Below are 22,393 nucleotides of genomic sequence, written 5' to 3'. Positions count from 1 at the left end.
TAACCTCGCCGCATGGCGAACCCGCTGCTGTCGTTCCCCGAGGCCGGAACGCATCTCGCGACGATCGACGAGCGGCTCCTCGCCAGCGTCACCACCGACGATGCACACCTCACCGAGATGACGACCCATCTCATCCGCGCTGGCGGGAAACGACTGCGGCCCATGCTCGGCGTGTTGGCTGCCTCGACCGGCGTCGACACGGGCGGCTCGGGCATCACGCTCGACGTCATCGACGGCGGCGTGGCCGTCGAGTTGGTCCAGGTCGGCTCGCTCTACCACGACGACGTGATCGACGAGGCCGACAGCCGTCGGGGCGTCGAGTCGGTCAACGTGCGGTGGAACAACCTGACCGCAATCCTCGCCGGCGACTTTCTCCTGGCGAAGGCCTCCGAGATCGCCGCCCGCCTCGGCACCGAGGTCGCTGAGTTGCTGGCCCAGACGATCGGTCGCCTGTGTGAGGGCGAGATCCTCGAACTGCGCTTCGCCTACCAGGTGGACCGCAGCGAGGACGCCTACTTCGGCGCGATCGACGGCAAGACCGCCTCGCTCTACGCGACCGCGTGTCGAATCGGCGCGATCGTCGGCGGCCTCCCCCGCACGCATGTCGACGCCCTCACCGCCTACGGCAGCTCGTTCGGCATGGCCTTCCAACTGGTCGACGACGTGCTCGACCTGGTGTCGACGGAGGAGGAGCTGGGCAAGCCCGCCGGCCACGACATCACCGAGGGCGTCTACAACCTGCCCGTCCTCCACGCGCTCACCACCGACGCCGGCGACGAGCTCCGATCGCTCCTGGGAACCCCCATCGAGGGGCCGGAACGTGACCGGGCGCGCGATCTGGTGATCGCATCCGGCGGCGTCGCCGCGACCATCGCTCGTGCCGAGGACTACGTCGCCGAGGCGAAGTCCGCGCTCGACGACCTCGGACCGTCGGTCGGCGCCACGACCCTCGCCGACGGCGCCGACCACCTGCTCACGATGGTCGCTGCCGCCGCGGGGTAGCCCGCCGTCAACGTGTGAGGGCGATCGTCAAGGTGTTGGCGATCGACATCGCCGTGACGGAACCAACCAAGCTCAACACGATCGTCCGCGTCGACCGCGTGGTGGCCGCCTCGATCCGATCGACGAGCTCGGCGCGCATCTCGGCCATGTCGCCCTTGAGTTCAACACGCATCTCGGCCATGTCGCCCTTGAGTTCAACACGCATCTCGGCCATGTCGCCCTTGAGCTCCGTACGCAACTCGGCCATGTCGGCTCGGGTTGCGGCCTGGGCGAACGCGACGTCGTCCTTGGTTGCGAGACGTTCGGGTTCTGGAGGAAGCGACTTCATCATCAGCTCGGCATAGCGGTCGTTCACATGGTGCCGTGCGAGCTCGTAGAGCTCGTGGCGTTCGGCTTCGGTTGCGGACATCCCTACTCCTGCAGACGCGGGTCGGGCGGCCCGCACGCCGAGTCTCGGGACGGGGTACAGGGTATCCGGCGGCACCGACACCGGTCTCGTGACACGATGCGGCCGTGCACGACTCGCCGCTCGTCCGGAGCCTGATCACCGGCCTGACCGCGTTCCGTGTCGCGTGCCTGGTGTGGCTGGTCGCGATCCTCGTGGCGACCCGGCAGGACGTCGACCGAACCTGGGCCGCGGTCGTGCTCGTCGGTGCGGCCACCGTCGTGACGGTGGTGTGGTCGCTGCGACTGCGGACCGAGGGCGCCACCGCGTTGTTGGGACGGAAGCCACTCGCGATCGACGTCGGGGTCGCGGCAGCGCTGGCGGTCGGCGACGGCGTCGTCTTCGACGGACCGCACTCACTCTCGCTCGGGTCGTCGTGGCCGCTGACCAGCGTGCTCAGCGTCGCGATCGGCTGGGGCGCCCGCAGCGGTGCGGCCGCCGGCGTCGTCGTCGGCATCGCGAACGCGGTCGGCGATGCGCTCGAGGGATCGACCTGGACCTTCGGCGAGATCTTGTCGCGCACGTCGACACTGTTCCTCTACACGATGGCCGGCGCCATGGCCGGCTACGCGTCCCGCCGCCTCATCGCGGCCGAGGAGGAGATCGCGCTCACCCGGGCTCGTGACGAGGTCGCCCGGACGCTCCACGACGGAGTGCTCCAGACCCTCGCCGCCGTGCAGCGGCGATCCGACGACGAGCAGCTGGCCGATCTCGCACGGGAACAGGAACGAGAACTCCGCGAATACCTCTTCGGTGTCGGCGTGGCCGACGGCGGAGGGGATCTGGGTGCGGCGATCCGCCACGTGACCGCACGCGCCGAACGTCGGGACCGCACGACCATCCGCGTGGTCATGGCGCCCGACGTCCCCGACCTCGGACCCGCGACCGTCGAGGCCGTCGCCGGCGCTGTCGGCGAGGCGTGCACCAACGCCGCGAAACACGGCGGTGCACGTGTCATCACGGTCTATGCGGAACCGTCCGAGAACGGCGTGCTGTGCTCGGTGAAGGACGACGGCCAGGGGTTCGACCCGTCGACGACGGACGAGGGCATCGGCACCACGCAGTCGATCCGGGGCCGGATTCTCGACGTCGGCGGCTCGGTGGAGATCGATCCGAACCCGGGTCGCGGCACCGAGGTCCGGATCTCCGTCCCGATCAGATCGGGTCGCCGCAGTCCGTGAACCACGCGACGTCGTCGCCGTCGAGCGCGAGGTGCACCTCCATCGTCGCCGGCGCACCGTCGACCTCCTCGATCTGGATGAGGGTGACCGTGACGGTGTCGTCCACGTCGACGGTCCGACCGTCGATCTCCCAGGTCCAGGTCTCGGGCGGGCCCACCTCGACCACCTCCATCGACAACTCCGGGTTGTTGAACCGCTGGCCGACGAAGTCGAGGCACTGTTCTTCCCCGAAGAGCTCGAACACCACCGGGTGCAGACGGTCGATGAGGGTCCCGACGTCGTGGACGTGCACGGCATCGACGAAGACGCCGTAGAAGGCCGCAACCGCTTCGTGGTCGATCAGCGACGCCCGGTCGAACGTCGTCGTGGTGACGGTGGTCGTGGTCGTGGTGACGGTGGTCGTGGTCGTCGACGCCGTCTCGACTTCGTCGCCCGACTCCTCGGCGAAGACGAATCCGCCGACGAGTCCCCCGACCACCAGCACGACGCCGGCCACGATGAGTGCCGGTCCGGTCCGTGGAGTCATCCCAGCTCCCAGTTCGCCTCGGCGCCGAGCGCGAGCCCGAACATCGTCCCGAAGTTGTTCCGGTTGATCAGGTGGCGGGTCCCGTCGCAGTCGATCCACGCATCGCCGCCCTTGGTGAAGGAGACCTTCAGGGCCGGGGCGCACGCGCACGCCGTGTGCCCGCAGCACGACGACCCCGGCGGCGCACACGTGGTCCGCGTCATCGCGGCATCCACCGTGATGTCATGACGGAAGTCGGTGTAGACGTCGGCAGTGACGGCCTCGGTCGTGTCGAACACCCTGGCAGGGACGGTGACGGCGGCGTCGTGGACCGCGAGGTTGTCGACCTTCATCTCGAAGGTGTCCGCCCGAGTGGTGGTCGTCGGGGAGTTCCCGGTCGTGGAGCCCTGGACGGTCTGCGTCGCCTGCGTGTCGTGATCGTGGGTGTCGACGTGACTCCCCGTGAACGTGATCCCGTCGACCTCGCGGACATCGAGGCCGCTCGTTCCCTCGACCTCGTCCGGGGTGCCCGGAGTCTGGATGTCGAGCGCATAGCGGAGGTCACCGACCACCGCCGACTGCGAGTACGTGAGCGCGTCGATCTCGACGGGGCACTCGGGCGATGGTTCGGTGTTGCCGCACTGCGCGTTGAGTTGGAGGTCACCGATCCCGTCGCCGGACGCGTCGTAGCGGTTCTCGTGTGCCGGGCAGCCGGCTTCCAACACGATCCGGAGCCGGTTGACCTCGTCGTACCGGACCGAGATGGCAGCGTCCGGCGCCTCTTCGTGCGCACGGAACTGAGGCCGGTAGTCCTCGGGCACCGATGGAGGCGCACCCTCGGTCCTCGGCCAGTTGGCCGAGGGGCCCGACTGCATCCAGTCGAGACGGCCGGCGGGTCCCGATCGCGCCGACGCCCACGACCAGAGGTCGAGACCGCGGAACTCGAAGCCGTGGTCGAAGATGCGCAGACGACCATCGACCGCATCGTCGACGCCGTCGAGTGTGTCCGGAGCCTGGCGACCCTTGGCGGTGATCTGGGCATCGACGATGGCCGACGTCATCGACACCACGTAGACGCAGCATTCATGGCCGGTCGCGGTCCGCAGCGGCACCCGACGTGAGCCGTTGTCGTAGTACGCCGCCCAGTCGCACTGGTCGGGCGTCGGCACCGGTGGCGGGGGTGTCGACGTGACCGGCGGCGCGGTCCCTCGTTCACGGGTACGGGAGTACACCCACACGCCCACGATGATCAGCAGCCCGCCGAGCACGATGGGGACGATGAACAACTGACGGAACGTCGACTCACCCGGCGGGTCGCCGACGGCGATCTCGACGTCGGTCGACGGCGCCTCGGTCGACGGTGGTTCCGTCGACTCGACGGTCGATGCCGTCGACTCGGTCGGCGACGACCCCGCCGGCGTTCCCGGTTCGACGGTCGTGGCATCGCACGGCACCTCGGCGTCGAAGGTGACGCTCATCACCCCGCCGTCGGGGAAGTCGGCCGGCGGGATCTCGAACGAGACCGGCCCGTCGGCTGTCGTCCCGGTCGCGGTGAACTCCGTGATCTGGTAGTCGCCGCCCTGGTTGATGCCCAGGATCCCCTGGAACAGGTTCTGGTCGATGATCGGGCCCTCGTACGAGAGCTCCTCGCCCGACGGGCCGCTGGCGTCCATCAGGAACATCGGGTCGCTCAGTTCGGCCATCGACGGCAGGCCATCGAGCGATCCGCCGAAGGGGATCACGCTGAACGGGTCGGTCAGCGGTGGGCCGCCGTTCGGGTCCTCGTAGGGCGCGCCGGAGTGGTCCTCGTCGGAGCAGAAGGCGTGGAGCGAGGGCGGGGCCAGCCCCGCGCGGGCCGTCGGAGCGACCAGCACCACCGCCATGCACACCATGGCGGCGACCGCCGCGACCGATCCCGCTACGCGCTTGGACATGCCCGCTCCTGACTTCGCCCGTTGTTCGGAGGATAGGCACGCCGGCGTCCGACGTGCACCGGAGCCCGCTCTCGTACCCTGTCCCCCATGCCCGACACCCCCGCTCCGTCCCCGTCGCGGTCCTCGGACCTCGGGCCGGTCCGGGTCGTCCTGGCCGACGACCACGCGATCTGGCGGTCGGGTCTCCGGTCGGAGTTGGGGTCCAACTTCCACGTCGTGGCCGAAGCCGCCGACGCCGACGAGGCGATCGAGGCCATCGCCTCGCACCGACCCGACCTCGTGGTGTGCGACCTCAACATGCCCGGTGGTGGGATCAAGGTCGCGAAGGCCTGCGGTGAGTCGACCCGCATCGTGATCCTGACCGTGTCCGAGGCCGAACGCGACCTGCTCGACGCCGTGGCCGCCGGCGCCCAGGGCTACCTCGTCAAGACCACGCCCCCGGAGGAGTTGCGCAACGAGTTGTGGAAGGCGGCCAAGGGCGAGCCGGTCTTCTCACCGCAGCTGGCGTCGCTGGTGCTGGGCGAGTTCCGACGTCTCGCCAAGGCCAGCGGACCCGTCGAGGTGCTGTCCGACCGCGAACGAGAGGTGCTCCAGTACGTGGCCCGCGGGCACACCTACAAGGAGATCGGCGAGACGCTGTTCATCTCCCCCAAGACGGTCGAGAACCACGTGCGCAACATCTTGTCGAAGCTGCACCTCAACCGGCGCCAGGAACTCGTGCGCTTCGCCGTCGATCACGGCATCGAATAGCTGCGCTGGTCAGTCGTCGACCTTGTCGACGTGGGCCTCGTGCGTACGGATCTTGCGTCCGTCCTCGCCGAGGATCACGTCGATCTCGTCACCGATGATGTCCTTGTCCTCGATCGTCCCCCACTGACCGCGGAAGTCACCCTCGGTGATGATGACTCGGTCGCCCTTCTTGAAACGTCGTCCCATGCGGCCATCGTGACACGCCGTGGTCGTGGCCGGGGGCTGGGTCAGGTGGCGCCGACCTCGGCCGGCATCTCGAAGTCGGTGCTGTCGATCTCCTGATCGAGGAGTGTCCGGAGGAGGCGGCCGTCGCCACCGTCGATCACGACGGGGATGCCGTCGGCATCGACGCACAAGGCGGTGGTGGGATCGTCGAGTGACTCGACCTCCCAGCAGTCGACCGGCTCGCCGGCGAACTCGCCCTTGCGGGAGATCACGAGGCCGCCGCGCGGATCGACGGCGCCGAGCACCGGGTCGCTCGGGTCGACGGAGCCGCCGGGCGAGTCGAAGCACGAGAACTCGACGTCGGGCGGTGCGCCGATGCAGCCGTAGAGACCGTCAGGCAACCGGAACTCGAGGGTGTGGAGTTCGTCGGTACCGGTGATGGTGGTGTCGCGACGGGCCCGCGGGAGCCGGCGCCAGACCTCGACCGCGATGGTCGTGTCCTGGTCGCCACGGACCTCGCCCTCGTACCGGGCGTGGTACTCGAGACCGGCGGCGAAGTTGATCGCCTCGGCGAGGGCCAGGGCGTCGCTCTCGAGGCCGGTGGTGTCGATCGTCGTCGGCGGAGCGATGACATCGACATCGGGCTCACCGCCGTCAGCGGTGGTGGTGTCGGTGGTGTCGTCGGTGATCGGACCGGCAGGACCTGCGGTCGTGCTGGACGAGTCGAGTGCGGTGGTGTCGTCGTCACCGTTGCTGATCCCGCCCAACGCGAACCCGACGCCGGCGGCGACGAGGGCGATGACGACGCCTCCGATGATCATGCGCATACGAGACATCTAGACCACCGACGGGATCGTGGCGCCGAAGAGCGCAGCGAAGAACTCACGGACGAGGAGGACGAACAGCCAACCGATGGCGACCACGGCGACGATCGCACCCACGGCGAGCAGGGACACGCCGGCGACCGTACCCGCGACCGTCGCAGCCGCCGCACCTGCACCCATCCCACCGAGACGGAGTGCCGCAGCAAGGACGACAGAGAGGATCCCCAACGCGGCCACCAACGGTGCGAACGTCCAGTCGTCAGCCTTGACGAGCCCGACGACGATGATCGGCACCGCGATCGCGCCGAGGCCGATGCCGACGGCGATCATGGCCTGGCGGCTGGCGTCGTTCGGCGTCCGGTCGCGGAGGCTCCACAACGTCCGCATGCCGAGCGCCACGCCGACGACCGGGCCGAGGATCGGCACCACGATGCCGGTGGCCGACGCCACGAGCGCGACCGTGGCATTGCGCCCGTGTCGGGGTTCGACCGCGGACGCCGGGGGCAGGGTCACTCGGCGCTCGAGATCTCGGCCGGCGGGTCGAAGATGTCGTCGTCGACGTCGCCGTCGGACTCGACGAGCTCGATCGCCGTGTCGCCCACAGCAGCGCGGACCGGGGTGCCGGCCTCGGTCACGCACACCTCGCCGTCGCCGTCGGCCGCGCCGAAGGTGAAGCATCGGACATCGGCGCCGTCGATGGTGTCATCCCGGGCTTCGACATCGACGCCGGCCAACTGTTCGAGCACCGATCCGAAGATGCCGTCGGGCGACGTCTCGGCGACGGCCTGGGAGCACGTCCAGTCGCTGTCGTCGCGGCGGCTGCACGTGATCGACTCGCCGTCGACCAGGAAACCGGCGGTGTCGGCGGTCGACCCGTCGGCCTCGACGTGCGTGTCCTGACGGACCTTGCCGTCCTTTCGCCACAGCTCGAGCGTCACGTCGTCGCCGCCAGCGGTCCGGTACACGGCATGGACCGTCTGGTCGCGACCCAGCGCCAGGAGTTCGGCGAGCTCGGCCCCGGCGTCGTCGAGGTTCGGGGTCACCACGTCGGGTACGGGTGTCGTGTTGGTCGGGCTGGCCGGACCGTCGTCGTCGTCACCACCGGCGAACACGACCAGGGCCACGACGACTGCGACCGCCCCGACCACCAGCGCGACCAGCCACCAGCGGCGTGGACGTCCGGACGCGGGGGCCTCGGGTGGTTCGTCCGCGCTCGGCGGCCCCGAGGGCACCTCGGTCTGCACGTCGCTCATCTCGCTCCTCGGTGTCGGGGTCGGCCTGTTCGGTGGAACGGGCGAATCGATGGGTTCTGTCGGTCGAGTCAGAACAGCTTGATCTGGATCGGTGCCGACTCACCACTGTGAGCGACGTTTCCGGCCTCGTCCACCGCGACCACCCGGTAGAAGTAGACGCCGAGGGGCACCAGTCCGGTGAGGGTCCGGTTCTCGCCGTCCCAGAGGGTCGCGCCGTCGAGCGGGGTCCCCGGCGTCACCGTGTGGGTGCCACCGTCGAGGATCCGCACGACGTTGCCCGTGAGGTCGTGGACGATCACGGTGATCTCCACCGAGCCCGCCAGGTTCTCGGTCACCCGCCAACGCAGCTCGGCCTCGTCGGGGCCGAACCAGCGGCTCCAGATCTTGGGCGAGGGCTTGCGGGGGACGATGACCGGTGCCGTCAGGTCGACGGGCATGGCCGCCGATCCGTTGGTGACCAGCCCGGCGGCGTCCGTGGCCCGGTAGTCGACCGTGTGGTCGCCCTCGTCCATCTCGAAGGGGCGGACGTAGTCGGTCCAGGTACCGCCGTCGATGCGGTATTCGATCCCGGTGACGCCACTGCCCTGGGCACCGTCCACGGCCCGGAGGACCACGATCGGCTCCGCCCGGAACCAGCCGTTGCGGGCCGGGAGCGGGGGCAGGGTCCGGAGTTCGATCGACGGGGCGGAGCGGTCGATCGACCGGACCTCCTCGACGATCGGGCTACGGCGTCCGGCGACGTCGACGGTGAAGGTGCGCACCGAGTGCACGCCCTCGCCGAGGGTGATCGGCCCGGTGACCGGCACGAACGGTGAGCCGTCGACCGAGACGCACTGACCCGACGGGCTCGTCGGGTCCTCGGCGAGTCGGCCGGCGTCGCACAGGTCGCCGAGGTCGGGATCGAACGCCGAGTCGACGTCGGAGCCCGGCAGGGTGTCGCTTCCCGTCGCGGTGACCACGATGGGTGCGGTGTGGTGACCGCTCGCCGGCACAGCCGGTCCGGCGACGCCTGCGTCCGGATCGTCGATGTCGACGAGGAAGGTCGCGCACGACGTGGGCTCGACGTTGCCGGCGACGTCGGTCGCCGAGAAGCAGAGCGTGTGACTGCCGGGCTCGATCGTGAACGGACCGGTGTACTCGGCTGCGGGGGCGCCGTCGAGGACGAAGTGGATCGCCTCCACGCCGGAACCCTCGCCGGGATCGACCGACACCAGTTCGACGAACGGCTCCTTCAGGAACCAGTCGTTGGCGCCGGCCGGTGCTCCGGGAGCGATCCGCAGATCGGTCTCGGGCGCTTCGAGGTCGACGTCGACGGCGATCGTGGACTCACCCGATCGGTTGTCGAACCGGTCGACCGCCGAGGCGTGGACCAGGTGCTGGCCGGTCTCGAGCGTCGGGACGACGCCACAGGTCGGGTCGCACTCGACGTAGCCGTCGTTGTCGATCCGGAATCGGAAGCGGTCGCTGTCGGCACCGACACCCGTGCCGTCGTCGTAGCCGTCCACCGTGATGGTGGGAGCCGAGACGTACCAGCCGTTGGCGCCGTCGGGCGCCCCGGCTGCGGCGAGGGTCAGGGTCGGTGCGTTCTCGTCGACCCGGATGAGCTGGCCGAACGGGCCGGCGGTGTTGCCGGCGACATCCGTGGCTCGGTACTGCACCGTGGTCACACCGGTGGGTGCGATCGGGGGTGCGAGCGGGTCGTAGTCGGTCCACGGCCCTGCACCGATGCGGTACTCGAGCAGATCGACACCAGAGCCGCCGACCTGATCGATGGCCGACAGGACGAGGAACGGACGGACGTCGAACCAGTCGTCGCCGCCGAAGTCGCGCTCCGCTTCCGTGGGCACCGTCGCCAGCACCACGGTGGGCGCCTCGGCATCGAGGCGGAACGTGGTGGACGGCATCGGTGACGGGGTGTTCGGATCGTTGTCGTCGTGGTAGCGCACTCCTGCGGCGTTGACGGCCGAGTACCGGAAGGTGTGCTCACCGGTCGACAGGTTGCCGACCTCGGTCGACGACACGGTGCAGGTGGCGGAACCGCTCACCGGGCACAGGGTCTCGAGGCCGTTGTCGAAGGCGTACACGAACGGGCGGTCGTCGGCCGGGCTGGCGGCCGAGTAGCCACCGAGCGCGATGGCCGGCGCATTGCGGTACCAACCGGCGTTCCCGTCGGGCGTGCCCGGCACGAGCGTGGCGGTGCCCTCGGGCGCATCCTGGTCGAGGATCACGGTCCGAGCAGCGGTCAACGAGACGTTGCCGGCCTCGTCGTAGCCACGGACCTGGATCGTGTTCGGCCCGTTGCCGCCCCGCAGGAGGATGGCGTCGCCGTCGTTGCAGACCCGCCAGTCGGTGTCACCGGTGACGAAGCACTCGGTGAAGTCGAGACCCGACAGGTCGGCCTGGTCGGCCACGGTCATCTCGAGCGTGACGACCGCCTTGGTGACGACCTCGTTGGCCGCCGGAGCGGTGACGTTGATCGTGGGTCGGTCGGCGTCGACGCCGATGATCCACTCCACGCCGTTGATGTCCTCGACCTCCGAGCCACGGACTGCCGTGGTGTAGAGGCCGTAGTAGCCGGACACGTTCGGGCCGAACTCGATGCCCGCACCGGCGTCCTCCGGAGCGACCGCACCGGAGAAGACGTGATCATCGTCGAGTTCGACGATGGTGCTTCCCGCACGAGCGCCACAGGGGTTGGCCGCCGTCGGGAGCGTGCTCCCTGGTGCGGCGTTGCCGTTGACGTCGGCCTCGGGGATGAGGAACGAGTTGACCAGCGCACCGGCCGAGGCGGGCCCGGCCGAGGTCGGGAGTCGCGCTGCACAGGTGTGCACGGTGACGTTCCCGGGACCGCCGCCGCCTTCGATCCATCCGGTGATGGGAGCCGGTGCCCCGGCGCCGCCGGCCCACCAGAAGTCGCCGTACGGCGTCAGCTGGGCGAACGGAGGCTGGTCGATGACGACCACGCCGTCGGTCTCCCACGGATCGCCGTCGGGGGCGGTGCCGTCGTTGTCGATCGGGTTCGCAGTCTGCGGGACGTCGGCACAACCGCCGTCGGCCCCGTTGAGCCCGGCCACGACGCCGGTGGCGAGGCCACCGGTACCGGTCTGGGTGGGTGCGAGGACCTTGACCACGCCGCCGGCGCCGCCGCCACCGGCACCGAGGCGACCGGCGCCACCGTTGCCGCCGGCAGCGGAGATGGTTGCCCCGCCGAGGTCGACGAGATGACGTGCCTCGAACACGATGCCGCCACCGGCGCCACCGCCGGCGCCGATGACGCCGGTGTGTTCGTAGGGGGGATCGAGCGTCGGCAGCGGGATCTGCGGGGTACCGGCGTTGTTGTCGTGGTCGTAGGTCTGCGAACCGGGGATGCCGTTGTCGTCCGGGTCGGCGTCGCAGACACCGGACAGGTTGCCGGCACCGTTTCCGCCGTCGGCGGTGACGGCACCGTCGATGATCAGGGCGTCGTCGGCACGCAGGATGACTGCGCCACCGCCGAGTCCAGCTGCACCAGCCGAGTTGGCGTCCGCAGATGCACTACCCGGGGCACCCGGGAGCACGTCGGGCTCGACGTCGGCGTTGGCGTAGGGACGGATGCCCTCGTCACCGAACGAGCCGGTGAAGCCGACGCCCGCATTGGTGCCGCCGGAGTTCCCGGTGGCGCGGTAGTCGGTGTAGTCGGGACCGAAGTTCGGGACGTCGCTGCTGATCGCATCGGCGTCGATCGAGCCGGTGGCCGACACGACGAGCGTGTTGGCGCGGAGCTCGAGGCTCCCCTCGGATCCGGCAGGACAGGCGTTGCCGGTCCCGAGCGGGTTGCCACCGATCGAGCTGGTCGCCACGGTGATGTCACCGTTCACGGTGAGGGCGTCGAACTCGTGCACACCGCACAGGGCGAGCGCCCCGTTGACGGTCTGGGTTCCACCCGCGTAGCGCGGGGGCACGGGGTCCGGCGGTGCCGGAGGACCGTCGGGTCCGGGTGAGGCCACGGGCGGGCCGTCGGTCGGCAGAGGCGAACCCGAGGGGTCGGGCTGCTCGAGCGGCAACACGTCGGGCTGGCCGGGTTGGCCGGGCACGGGATGGCCGGCGAATGCGACGGTCGCACCGTTGCCCGGGTTGTAGTCGTCGGAGTCGGTCGTCCCCAGGTTGATGCCCTGGTAGTCGGCGGCGTCGACGCTGAAGGCGTTGCAGAAGATCGGACCGGCCAGGTAGTCGAGCAGGAAGTCGAGCTGGCTGATGCCGAGGATGTCGAAGATGAACCCGCCGAGCTCGATCCGGGGATCAGAGCCTGGCCAGATCACGAAGTCCTCGGTCCCGTTGTCCACACCGACCTGGTTGATGGTCGATGCGACGCCCGGGAGGATCTGACTGATCACGCTGCAACTGCGGAACTCGATCAGCACGTTCTCGAACAGGTCCGTGGACAGTCCGGCGTCGATCGCGTCGAGCAGGAACGCCTTGGCCGGGTCGTACTCGAGACCGGCGAGCAGGAAGTTGATCCGGACCTTGTCGGGCACGCCCGGGATCCAGTCGAGCCAACCGGGGATGTCGAAGGTGCGGTCGAAGGCGAGGCCGGCATGGAAGACGTCCATGTCGAGGTTGATCGGGCCCACTCTCGCGGACCCTGGTCCGTGTTCGTACGCCGTCGCGTGCAACAGATTCGATCGGAAGGTGAATCGATCGACTCGGTCGAGCGTGAACTGCGCGAGGAGGTCGGACTCCAGGCGGACCTGGATCGGGAAGCTGTTGAGGATGTCCTCGATGACCCCGATGAACTTGTCGACCAGCCACCCGATGATGTCGGAGATGAAGCCGGGCAGTCCGAGGGTGTCCTCGAGGAAGTGCGACACGTCGCCGCCCACGTCGGGGAAGTCGATGACCGAGCGGATCTCCATGTCGAGCGGATCGATCTTCACGGCGAACGCTGCGGAGATCGGGGCCGGGGTGTTCCCGGCGATGGTCGTGAAGCCACCCAGGTCGGCACCGATACGAGTGCCGTCGAGGTAGATGACCGAGTCGAGACGGCGAGCCGGCGTCGGGGTCGGCGAGAAGTCGAACCCGGCGAACACCTCGTTGACGTCGATGTCGACGTCGGAGATGAACTGGAAGATCGGATCGCTCTCGGCCGGCTCGTCGTCGTTCACCTCGGGACGGTTGGCGTCCTTGATGATCTCGTTTCGGAGACGGAAGCTCGGCAGGGTGCCGTCGGCGTACGCCGCGTCGTTGGGATCGAAGCTCGGGATGTTGCGGATCGCGACCTCGATCTCCCCGAGCTTGATGCCCTCGGAGACCTCGAGGCCGTCGGCCACGAACCGGGCGCCGATGCTCACCGGCGTCGAGAGGCGACCCTCGGCCTGGATCAGCGACGAAGTGCGGAGACGGTCGTCGCCGATGTCTCGGATCGAGTCTCGCTGGTAGATGCCCAGTGCGATCTCACCCGGGATCGGGACACCGTGCGTGAACTCGGCGCAGTTGGGGTCGCGGCCCTGTTCGGCCGTGCCGACCACGTCCTGTGCGCACGGCTCGGTGAGCAGCAACTGCGCATCCGAGTCGGCGAAGGCGAACATGGCGGCGAGCTCACCGAGCTCACTGACCGGGACGCCGGCCGAGTTGCGGATGGCGCTGCGGAACCGGAAGTCGGCCGCGCTGTCGCCGCCGACGGGCACGCCGTCGGCGTTCTTGTCGGTGTCGTCCTGGTTGAAGGTCTGCGGATGGTCGACGGTCAGCGACTGCGGGATCGGGAGGCGGATGGCCGCCCGGGCCGTGAGACGGTCGTCGGAGAAGTCGAACGGTGTCTCGTTGTCGAAGTCGACGACCTTGACCCGCAGGCCGTTGTCGTTGTCGAACTGGCCGTCCCAGCCGTTGCCGGTCGGGTCGCTGTTGAAGTCGGGGGCGAGCGCCTTCGCGCTCACGCCGGCGGCTTCTTCGATGTCGGCCTCGGTGCCGTACTCGAGCACACCGAAGAGATGCGGATCGTCGGGCTGGTCGAAGCGGAGCATCGGCGCCATGCACTGGGCGTCGGGGGCCTCGTCGGCCGCTGCGCCACAGGGGCGACGCCAGCCACGCTCGTTCTCCTCGTCGAGGTACTTCTCGGTGTCGGAGAGCGTCATCTGGATCCAGCTCGGCACGTCGGACAGGCCGGCGTCACGGAGGCGGACGACGACACCGTCGTCGAGCAGGGCTTCGGCGTGCAGCGACAGCGGGTTGATCCCGGCGCTGGCGTCGTCGAACCGGACCTGGACGCAGGTGTAGTCGGTCTTGCCGTCCTCGGGGAACAGCGGGTAGTCCGGCGGGGCGTTCGGTGGGGTCTCGCAGGCCGAACCGGCGATGACGACCTCTTGGAGTTGCGAGGACGGCGCACCGTCGGTGCGACCGATCTGACCGCGGACGTGGAAGTCGGACTCGACCGCGTCGACCGCGGCGTGGAGGAACTCTCGACCGTCGACCGGAGCGCCGGGCGCCGGGAACGGGCCCGACTCGTTGACGATCTCGTCGTAGGGCAGTGTCCCCACGTAGCCGGTGTCGACCTGCTTCAAGTCGAAGCTGGCCGCCTCGAAGGCGATCTTGTCGATGCCGTCCGGGACGAGCGGGCCGGTGCCGAGCAGGCGGCTGTACCCGGCGAAGCGGACGTCCTCGCTCTGGTCGGTCGGCAGCAGGACCCGCAGGACCTGGGGGATCTCGTCGATGTCGACACGACCCGCGAGGACCGACGACCCACCACCGAACTGGAGGCGGGCGAATGCATCGATGTCGATCTTGGCGCCCGAGGTGTTGGGCCTGGTGGCGAACTCGAGTGCGCCCTGCGTGTCGGCGACCTCGTTCGAGTCGCACCACGTGCCGTTGAGGGCCGACTGTCCGACCTGGCCTCCCTCACGGGGGCCACGGACGCAGACGTCGATGCCGGCAGGGATGTCCTCGAGCAGGGTGTCGAGGAGGATCCGGTTGGCGGCATCGGGCTGCAGGTCCGCAAAGGCTCGGACGTTGAAGTCGTCGGCGAAGTCGACCCGTACGGCGGTGGTGCCGATCGGGTCACCGTTGACGTCGCGCACGGCGGTCACACCGCCGCCACGCACCCCGATGATGTCGGCGTCGAGGCGGAAGGCGTCACCGCGCTGGATGGCCGTGATCTCGTAGGTGTCGAGGGCGTTCGAGCCCACCGGACGATCCGGGACGATCGCGTCGATCGTCGGATCCGGCGCGATGTAGTTCTGGAAGTGCACGCGCATGCCCGGGAGCGTCTTGCCGTCCTGGACGTCGAACGTCGCGGTCGGCGGATCGTTGGGATCGTCAGGCAGGTCGAGCGTGCCACGAATCTCGAGCGGGTGATCGAGGTCGTCGAGCTCGAGCGTCGCGATCAGCACGTCGGCTGCCGGCGGGTCGAGCAGGGCGCCGTCGTCACCGCGCTGCGGCGAGACCGACGAGAACTCGAGGGTCTCGAACGTGGTGTCGGCCGGACCGTCGGTGGAGATGATGAGGTTGGTGACGTCGTCCGAATCGTTCAGGTCGATGCCCGGGTCCGACAGGTCGAGTTCGGGGTCGTAGAACAGTTCGGCGTGGGTGGGCAGGTCGTTGATCCCACCGGAGACACAGAAGGCCGTGACCGTGAGGCGGGGGTCCTTGCAGACCGTGTTCTCGCCCACGAGGTACGACACGTCGAAGTCGAGGTCGATCCCCGAGCCGGCGTCCGGCGAGTCGATGAGCCCGCGGAACGGGCCCGACTGCTCGACGACCGGGCCGTCCGGGGTGGCGACGGTGGTCTGGCTCGGCTGCAGGAAGTGCGCCCGGAGTTCGGTCGGCAGGTCGTTCACCGCGAACTCACCACGGATGCGCTGCGGGTCGATGGCGTCGGTGGTGCCCGCCTCGGTGCCCTCGAGCGTCGCGTCGAGCAGCGCCGACACGTCGAAGGGAACGTTGGAGGTGAAGCCGATCGACAGCGGTGTGTGGTCGAGGGTCACGTCGGGGCCGAAGGGCGCCGTGTCCTCGCAGATGGCGGTCAGCGACAGACCCGAGGGCGTCGGGACCGGTGACTGTCCACCCGAGCGGGTGCAGAAGGTCAGGTCACCCGGGAACGGGGTGATGTCGACGTCGAGGCCGAGGTCGACCGTCGGATCGTCGACCACGAGGTCGCCGATCTCGATCTGGTCGCCGATCACCAGGTCGTCGACGTCGATCCGGACCTGGAGGTCACGGTCCTGGCTCGGCGTGGTGCCGCCGAGCGCAGCCTGGACGGCGGTGAGGCCGTCGTCGTCGACGTACTGGACCGTGCTGATCTCGGGGATGCGGATCTGCGCTTCGAGGTCTTCGCCCCGGCCGGTGACACCCACGTAGAGCGGGGTGGTGTCGGCCGGCGGAGCCGGGAAGTCGGTGGGTCGCAGGTCGAAGGTGCGGACCGACGCCTCGACGAGGTCGATGGCGTCCTCGGTGCCGGGCTCGCAGGCTTCGGCGCCGAGGTCGTATTCGCAGGTGATGAAGAGGAACCGGTCGAGTTCGCTGGCCGCGACCTCGAGGTCGGGACCGTTCGAGGCCAACCGTTCCGTGCCCTCCATGACGACGAACACGTCGGCGGGAGCACCGGTCAGGTCGAAGTCGGCGAACAGCGGCGTCTCGCCGACGAGTTCGGTGTCGACCGGCAGACCGATCGCCGCGTCGACGTGCACGTCGGGCGAGCCCGGGGTGCCGTCGGCATGGTCGAGATCGAGGTCCACGGTGGTCGTGGCGTCACGGCTCGTGCCGTCGATGTCGCCGAACGTCCGGGTCAGGGTGGCCTGGACGTTCTCGGGGATGTCGAGGATCTCGAGGCCGGCGCAGTAGGTGCCGGTGTCGCCGCAGTCGGGTCCGGACCCGACCTCGCGGATCTCGGCCGAGGCGGCGAAGTCGACGACCTCGGACGACTCGACGGTGATGACGACCGGTTCGTCCTGGCTGGCGCCGGGACCGGTCTGGCTGAACTCGAAGGTCGAGGGCAACGGGGTCACCGACAGGTCGGCGTCGACGCGGGCTCGCAGCGCGTCGTCGACCAGGTCCGTGGTGTCACGGAGGTCGGCGACGGCGTGCACGAGCAGCGGCTCGGTGCCGTTGCCGAGGTCGGTCCGGGCGTGGAGGCCCTCGGGGTCTTGGGCGAATCCGACTCCGCGCAACTCCTCGAGCCGCACGCTGGTGACGGCCTCGAGGTTGGCGAGGTCGTCCACGTCGAGCAGGGCGACGATGTGCGGCGTGTCCGCCGGGGCGACGTAGGGATCGACCCCGTCAGGATCGCCGGCGTGGATGCGAGCGTCGACGTCGATGGAGCCGATCTCGCCCTCGGTGCCGGGTCGGCACTCGAGCGTGGCGACGTCGAGGTCGCAGGCGGCGAACTGCACCGACTGGTCGATCACGGCGTCGTCGTCGGACGGGTCGGTCGTCGTGGCCTGGAGGACCGAGGCGAACTCGGGCAGACCGTCGATCACGACCTGGGCGCAGACCGCGCCACCTTCGGGGTCGGGGTCGTCGCAGTCGACGCCTGGCGTCGTGAGCTGCGCCGCTATGTCGATCGAGAGATCGTCGGCGCCGGGTGCCACCGTGCGGATCCGGGTCGACGTGCGGTCGAGACCGTCGAAGGAGACCTCGGGCTCGACCGGGGTGTGCACGTAGGCGGTGAACTCGCCGGGAACGTCGTCGATCGCGATCTGCGCTGCGACGTGGTCGAACGTCCCGAACTCGATCGGGAGGTCGGGCTGGTCGAACGGCAGGTCGCCGTCGATGGAGAAGTCGGCAGCGACGTCGAACGCCGAGGGGGCCCGGTAGGCGACGGTCAGCGGACCGGTGTCGACCGTGCCGTCGTCGAAGGGATCGGGATCCTCACAGGGCTCGGTGATCTCGTCGTAGGGGTCCGCCACCAACGGCCGGCCGTTGCCGCTCGTGCAGAACGAGAACGGTGCGGGGAGCGGCGTGATCGCGACGTCGGCCGCGATGTCGACACGGCCGTCGGCCGGATCGTCGCCGTTCAGGTCCACGCCCTCGATGTCGACGTGAGCCCGGAAGTCCTGGTTGTCGCCCACGTCGGCCTTGACGCCGAAGAGGTCCTCGACGTTGAGGTACTGGAGCTCACGGACGTCGGTGATGCGACCGGCCGCCTCGAAGAGGAGCACCTCGTTCGTGTCGGGCAGGCCGCGGCCCACGACGCTCACGAAGAGCGGCTCGAGCACGGACGGACCGGGGAGATCGGCCGGCCGCTCGCTGAAGTTGGAGACGGCGAACTCGATCTCGCCGATCTCGGACTCGGTGCCGGGCTCGCACACCGCGTTCTCGTAGTCACGGTCGCAGGTGTGGAACTCGAGGCGTTCGAGCGTCTCCGACGCTCCGGACACGGTCCGGACCCGGAGGTACTCGGGCAGGCCCTGCACGTCGATGTCGGCGTTGATGGGGGCAGCCAACACGCCGACGGGGATGTCGGCGTCGATCGGTCCGATGACGGCCGAGGCGTGCATGTCGAGCGGTGCACCGCCGGCTCGCGGCACGGCGTCGACCTCGACGCGGCTCTCCTCCTCGAGGCCGACGAGGCGCGCTTCGATGCGGTCGGGCACGTGACGGAGTTCGAGGTCGGCGCACGTGGTGCCGCCGGCGCCACAGGTGATGGGACCGGTCGTGTCGGCCGTGGCGAGCGCCAGATCGACGTCGACATCGATCGACTCGGAGGCCTCGTACACGATGCGGGTCGGGTCGGTCTCCTGGTCTTCACCCGGCGGCGAGAACTGGAGCGCGATGCGGTCGGGCAACGGGGAGATCAGCGTCGTCGCCTCGAGGGCGACGAGGTCGGCGTCGCGGAAGTCGACGGCGCCGTGGATCTCGAGCGGGCGTTCGCCGTCGCCGACCTCGACCACGCCCTCGACGCCGCCGTCGGGAGCCATGGCGAACTCGGCGCCGCGAATGCGCTCGAGGCGCGCCGAGACGAAGGTGTCACCGGTGAGGATTCCGCCCTCGCCGGCCTGGAGGTTGACGTGCTGGCGCTGCGAGGGGATCCACTCGTCGAAGTCGACGGGGTCGCCGTCGTAGTTCGTGATCCGGGCCTCGATCGCGCCGATGCCCTGTCCGCTGCCGGAGAAGGAGGCGTTCGTGCCCTCGTCGGCGACGTTCCACTCACCGGTGAGCTGCGAGGGCAGTGACTCCAGGTCGAGGCGCGCGTTGATCGGCCGTTCGCCGGGCGCGGTGCGACGGAGGTCGACCGCGATGTCGGCCAGACGTCCGCTCTGGGACGCCGAGTCGTAATTGACGAAACCGGCGCCGGCGTCGTCCTGACCGAAGTCGACGGCCATCGCTCGGGGCAGGCGGTCGATGCGTGCGGTGACGTCGATCTCGTCGTCGCCCAACTTCAGCGCGGCGTCGGCGGTCAGGTCGACCTCGCTGGCGCTGTCGTGGGAGTAGGTGAACGACTGGGTGCTGCCCTCGCTGCCGTAGCTGACCTCGATCGCCTGGGGCATCGGGGAGAACTCGAGGTCGATGTCGGCCTGGAGGTCGGGGCCGTTGTCCAGCGCCGCGAACGTCGTCAACGGTCCCTGGTAGGCGGCACCGGCCGGGGTGAGCCCGAGGTCGGTGATGCCGGGGTCGATGAGGTTCAGCAGGCCACCGGTGGTGTCGATGCGCGCGGTGATGGGGTTGAAGAACGTGTCGAGGCCACCGACGACGGCCTTGTACGACGGCGGGATGGAGCCGCCTTCTCCGGTGTCGTAGCCGAAGCGCACGACGGTGTCGGGCTGGCCGCCCTCGAGGTCGACCACGGTGAGCTTGACGTTGATCTTGAGCGGCGGCGTGCCCTGTCCGAGCAGGGACGCGGTCACGAGCCGGTTGATCTCGATGTTCGGGGCGATGATCTCACCCGTCTTCGGCGGGTTGTTGAACAGCCCCTCGGCGTCGATCAGGTTGACCCCGACCTCGACGTCGGGCAACAGGTCGCCGTCGACGTCGACGGGGATCGGCGCCTGCGGCGCCCCCACGTTGGGCAGCGGGAGATTGAGAAGTGTCGCGGTGTGTCCGTCGGACACGGCCTCGATCTCGTACGCGAGGATCGGGAACGGCACCGCCGTCCGCCTGCTCTGCAGGTCGATGACCCCGGCGTTCGCCAGCACCGCGAGCGCGATGACGACGAAGCCGATGGGGGCGAGCGCACGCGTCAGGACGCGGCGAAGATGGGGGCTGATGGCAGTCACGTTGGGCTCCTACAGCGGTGGGGGAAGGGTGGGAGCCTCGACCTCGTTGGAGAGGGTGACCGCGGTGGGCCGATCGAGGGCATCAGGGACGGTGAGCTCGAGGCTGGAGTCGAAGTCGCAGCCGAGGAGGACGAGGAGGCACGGGTTCAGCAACCCGAGCTGGTAGCGGACCTGGACGATGGCGCTCTGACCGGCCAGCAGGTCGCCGATGCCCTGCGGAGCGGGACCGAGGTCGCCGACGCCGCTCGTCGGGCTCCCGGCCGCGTCGAGGACGACGCCGTAGGCGTCTCCGGGGCCGACGTTCGTGATCTCGTAGACCACGGTCACCCGACGTGACACGTAGTCGACACCGAGGCCACCCCAGTAGGTCGACACGACCTCGGACTGGAGTTCCGGTTCGAGGATGTCGAGGTCGCCGTTCAGGTCGAGCGACAGCGTGTTGTCGGCGCCGGGGTTCACCTCGGCGGTCAGGTCGAAGACCCCCGAGCCGGTTGCCTCCCGGTAGGCGCCGGTCCCCCGGTCGACGGTCCAGGTGCCGGTCCCGGAAGCGATCGAACCGTCGAACCCGAGCGTCGGTGTCTCGCAGTCGCCGGACGACAGCCGGATCTTGACGGTGCCCCGATCGGTGAGGAACGAGGCGTGGCTCTCGATGCCCTGGAGGAACGCCGAGGGCGACTCGGGGGCCGGCGGCGTCGCGCCGGAGGTGTTGGGCTGGCGGACGATGTCGGAGTGGAGGTCGAGGTGGGTCCGCAACTCGACGGGGAGGTCGCCCAGCGTCCCCTGGGGGAGGTCGGTGCCGTAGTCGTAGTGCCAGTAGGCACCACTCCCACCGTCGTCACACGACCGGCCGGGCGCCCGGGAGTTCCCGACGCCGTTGTCGGCCGTCGACTCCACGTCGATGGGCGCAGGCGATGCCGCCGCCGGCAACGTCGCGGCCACCATCAGCACGAGGGTGCCGACGATGAGGAACAGCGCCACGCGCTGGCGCCAATCAGGTCGTCGCTTCGTTCGCACTCGCCTGCCCGTTTCCTGTCGCGGATGACCCCGGACTGTCGAACGCACCAACTTCGACCTTCTTGCGCAATTTGTCCGATTTTCTGTCAGGAATCCTGCCCACCATTGACGTTTCCGCCAGTAACAGCAGAGAAACACTGGCGGTTCCGTCAATATGCGGTCCGAGAATGCTGCTGGTGTGAGGACCTCGTCCGTCGTGGCAGGCTTCGCAGATGCCTTCCGACGCGCCCGTGGCGCCGCCGATCCATGCCGTCCGGGCCGCGGTGTCCGCAGCGCTGGCTGAGGACCTCACCCCCCTCGGCGACCTCAGCGCGGCGCTGGTCCCGTCCGACGCCGTGGCCGAGGCCTCGTTCGTCACCCGAGCGCCCGGCGCGGTCGCCGGCACGGCCTGCGCCACCGAGGCGTTCGCCCAGATCGACGACCGTGTCACGGTCGACTGGCACGTCGGCGACGGCGACACCCTGGCCGCAGGCGACGTGCTCGGCGTCGTCCGCGGCCCGCTCGCGCCGATCCTCACCGGCGAGCGGACCGCGCTGAACTTCCTCTGCCATCTCAGCGGGATCGCCACGCTGACCCGTCGATTCGCCGACGCTGCGGCCTCCGGCGGCTCGGCCCGCATCTGGGACACCCGCAAGACGACGCCGGGGCTCCGCTCACTCGAGAAGGCTGCGGTCCGGGCCGGCGGCGGGGCCAGCCACCGGGGGAACCTGTCCGACTGGGTGATGTTCAAGGACAACCACCTGGCTGCCATCGGCATCGTCGAGGCGGTGCGACGTGCCCGTCACGCGTGGCCGGCCCGGACGATCCACGTCGAGGTCGACGACGTCGACGCGATGATGACTGCGCTCGACGCGGGGTGCGACGCGATCCTCCTCGACAACTTCACGCCCGAGGCGGCTGCGGCCGCCGTGGTCGCGGCCGATGCGTGGGCGACGACGAACAACACCCGCCGTCCGTGGCTCGAGTGCTCGGGCGGCATCACGGTCGACACCGCCGGCGCCTACGCCGCGAGCGGCGTCGATCTGCTGTCGACCAGCCAGATCACGCAGTCGGCCCCGGCCCTCGACATCGGCCTCGACATCCGCACCTGACTTCTCCGGCCGGCCGTCGTAGCATCCGCCGAAACCCCGATCGCAGGAGC

The 22,393-nt window shown here is 69.5% G+C and carries 13 protein-coding genes; 4 read left to right on the top strand and 9 right to left on the bottom strand.

From position 1 onward, the window contains the following. Window positions 1–12: 12 nt before the first annotated feature. On the top strand, window positions 13–1,002 hold the full coding sequence (locus AB8619_RS02210; protein ID WP_436794825.1) for a polyprenyl synthetase family protein: 990 nt from the start codon (window positions 13–15) through the stop codon (window positions 1,000–1,002). Between the two features lie 7 nt (window positions 1,003–1,009). Here AB8619_RS02210 and AB8619_RS02205 read toward each other — a convergent pair whose 3' ends face one another. Continuing rightward, the gene (locus tag AB8619_RS02205) at window positions 1,010–1,411 is read right to left on the bottom strand and encodes a hypothetical protein (RefSeq protein WP_436794824.1); all 402 of its coding nucleotides are present in this window, start codon (window positions 1,409–1,411) and stop codon (window positions 1,010–1,012) included. A 104-nt stretch (window positions 1,412–1,515) separates the two neighbouring features. Between AB8619_RS02205 and AB8619_RS02200 the strand changes: the two genes are divergently transcribed. Continuing rightward, window positions 1,516–2,628, top strand: coding sequence for an ATP-binding protein (locus tag AB8619_RS02200; protein ID WP_436794823.1), 1,113 nt, complete (start codon window positions 1,516–1,518; stop codon window positions 2,626–2,628). Here the strand turns inward: AB8619_RS02200 and AB8619_RS02195 are convergent. Then, complete coding sequence (locus tag AB8619_RS02195) at window positions 2,603–3,154, bottom strand: hypothetical protein (RefSeq protein WP_436794822.1); 552 nt, start codon at window positions 3,152–3,154, stop codon at window positions 2,603–2,605. The two genes, AB8619_RS02200 and AB8619_RS02195, sit on opposite strands and share 26 nt — an antisense overlap. Next, the gene (locus AB8619_RS02190) at window positions 3,151–5,067 is read right to left on the bottom strand and encodes a hypothetical protein (RefSeq protein ID WP_436794821.1); all 1,917 of its coding nucleotides are present in this window, start codon (window positions 5,065–5,067) and stop codon (window positions 3,151–3,153) included. Before AB8619_RS02190 ends, AB8619_RS02195 begins: the two co-directional genes overlap by 4 nt. 87 nt (window positions 5,068–5,154) lie before the next feature. On the opposite strand from AB8619_RS02190, the gene AB8619_RS02185 reads away from it, so the two are divergent. Next, the gene (locus tag AB8619_RS02185) at window positions 5,155–5,817 is read left to right on the top strand and encodes a LuxR C-terminal-related transcriptional regulator (protein WP_436794820.1); all 663 of its coding nucleotides are present in this window, start codon (window positions 5,155–5,157) and stop codon (window positions 5,815–5,817) included. A gap of 9 nt (window positions 5,818–5,826) precedes the next feature. Here AB8619_RS02185 and AB8619_RS02180 read toward each other — a convergent pair whose 3' ends face one another. The 6 genes from AB8619_RS02180 to AB8619_RS02155 form a co-directional block, all read right to left on the bottom strand. Then, complete coding sequence (locus AB8619_RS02180; protein ID WP_436794819.1) at window positions 5,827–6,003, bottom strand: KOW motif-containing protein; 177 nt, start codon at window positions 6,001–6,003, stop codon at window positions 5,827–5,829. A gap of 41 nt (window positions 6,004–6,044) precedes the next feature. Then, entirely contained in the window at window positions 6,045–6,809 is a 765-nt protein-coding gene (locus tag AB8619_RS02175) for a hypothetical protein (protein WP_436794818.1), read from the bottom strand. A gap of 9 nt (window positions 6,810–6,818) precedes the next feature. Next, window positions 6,819–7,319 carry a hypothetical protein gene (locus tag AB8619_RS02170; RefSeq protein ID WP_436794817.1) on the bottom strand — a complete coding sequence of 167 codons (501 nt, stop codon included), beginning with the start codon at window positions 7,317–7,319 and terminating at the stop codon, window positions 6,819–6,821. Then, window positions 7,316–8,059: a hypothetical protein gene (locus AB8619_RS02165; protein WP_436794816.1), complete on the bottom strand. Its 744-nt coding sequence runs from the start codon at window positions 8,057–8,059 to the stop codon at window positions 7,316–7,318. Before AB8619_RS02165 ends, AB8619_RS02170 begins: the two co-directional genes overlap by 4 nt. A gap of 68 nt (window positions 8,060–8,127) precedes the next feature. Further along, on the bottom strand, window positions 8,128–20,238 hold the full coding sequence (locus AB8619_RS02160; protein ID WP_436794815.1) for an OmpL47-type beta-barrel domain-containing protein: 12,111 nt from the start codon (window positions 20,236–20,238) through the stop codon (window positions 8,128–8,130). A 9-nt stretch (window positions 20,239–20,247) separates the two neighbouring features. Then, entirely contained in the window at window positions 20,248–21,216 is a 969-nt protein-coding gene (locus AB8619_RS02155) for a hypothetical protein (protein ID WP_436794814.1), read from the bottom strand. 248 nt (window positions 21,217–21,464) lie between these two features. On the opposite strand from AB8619_RS02155, the gene nadC reads away from it, so the two are divergent. Next, window positions 21,465–22,343 (top strand): carboxylating nicotinate-nucleotide diphosphorylase, encoded by an 879-nt coding sequence (gene nadC / locus AB8619_RS02150; RefSeq protein WP_436794813.1) that lies wholly within the window; start codon window positions 21,465–21,467, stop codon window positions 22,341–22,343. Window positions 22,344–22,393: the final 50 nt, after the last annotated feature.

This window comes from Actinospongiicola halichondriae (assembly GCF_049103745.1).
Taxonomy (GTDB): Bacteria; Actinomycetota; Acidimicrobiia; order Acidimicrobiales; family Salinilacustritrichaceae; genus Salinilacustrithrix; species Salinilacustrithrix halichondriae.
Note: the sequence above shows the minus strand (reverse complement) of the source record. Positions and strands in the feature narration are given on the sequence as shown.